Source organism: Sedimentibacter hydroxybenzoicus DSM 7310 (assembly GCF_013403245.1).
GTDB lineage: Bacteria > Bacillota > Clostridia > Tissierellales > Sedimentibacteraceae > Sedimentibacter > Sedimentibacter hydroxybenzoicus.
Window position 1 is genome coordinate 1 of the sequence record NZ_JACBNQ010000064.1, and the last position, 1160, is coordinate 1160.

Consider the following 1160-nt stretch of genomic DNA (forward strand, 5'->3'; position numbering starts at 1 on the left):
GTTTTTTCAAATCTTGTGATAAGTGAAACTGTATTTTTACTCTCCTGTGGATTGTTTTGCGGAAACTCAAGAATTAAGATGTATCGAAATACGTGTCATATTATGGTATAATTTTACAAAGGAATTGCCGCAGCGGATAGGTGGTTAGCTCCCGGAAAAGCAACATTAATTTAAACGTAAATCCAACAAGAATAAATTAACATTCCAGGGGTCTAAGAGCCAGGCATGGTACACAATGAATAATTGGAAACTCGTGAGACCCTATAGGTTCTCTATAATCAGAGTATGGATAACAACCGATACAAAGGGAGAAATTCAAATGACCTATAGGGAGTCGGATAACCTCATAGTATCTAGGATACTGGGTAATGCCAGAGGAGAAAAGGAGGTTACATAGTATTGACCTTACTACAAGAAACACATACTGTACACAGGGACAGCGAAGATGTGAGAACGCAAATAGATAGGATAGTAGTAAAATCAAAAGAAAATCCCAAGGAAGTATTTACGTCTTTATATCACCTTCTCAATGAGGCGATGTTCATAGAATGTCATCAAGAGTTGGAAGCTAACAAAGCAACAGGAATCGATAAAGTGACAAAGCAAGAATACTCTGCCAATCTTGAAGAAAACATACAAGACTTAGTTAAAAGATTAAAAAGTCACACATACAGACCACAACCTGTCAGGAGAGTGTACATACCCAAAGGCAATGGAGAACAGCGCCCATTAGGTATACCTACATACGAAGACAAACTTGTGCAAATGGGTCTAAGCAAAATACTAACAGCCATATACGACCCATGTTTTATCGAACAATCCTATGGGTTCAGAGTAGGCAAAAGTGCGCATGAAGCACTAAGAAAACTAAATGAAATCATTAGATACAAGCCGATAAATTATATTGTAGATGCTGATATAAAAGGCTTCTTCAACAATGTAAAACATGAGTGGGTCGTTAAGTTTATACAGCATAGAATCAAAGACCCGAACATCATAAAACTCCTTAAAAAGATGTTAATGGCAGGAACGATTGAAGCAGGGAAATATGTAAAAACAGAAAAAGGAATGCCCCAAGGCGGTTTATGCTAAGCTTAGCATAAACCGCCTTATGCTAAATAAGTACTTATGCAAAGTAAACCTGTAAGTATCACATAATT

General features: G+C 37.0%; 1 protein-coding gene. It reads left to right on the forward strand.

Going from position 1 to position 1160, the window contains the following annotated elements; all coding sequences use genetic code 11:
- Positions 1 to 399: 399 nt before the first annotated feature.
- Positions 400 to 1092 carry a reverse transcriptase domain-containing protein gene (locus HZF24_RS18750; protein ID WP_246346191.1) on the forward strand — a complete coding sequence of 231 codons (693 nt, stop codon included), beginning with the start codon at positions 400 to 402 and terminating at the stop codon, positions 1090 to 1092.
- Positions 1093 to 1160: the final 68 nt, after the last annotated feature.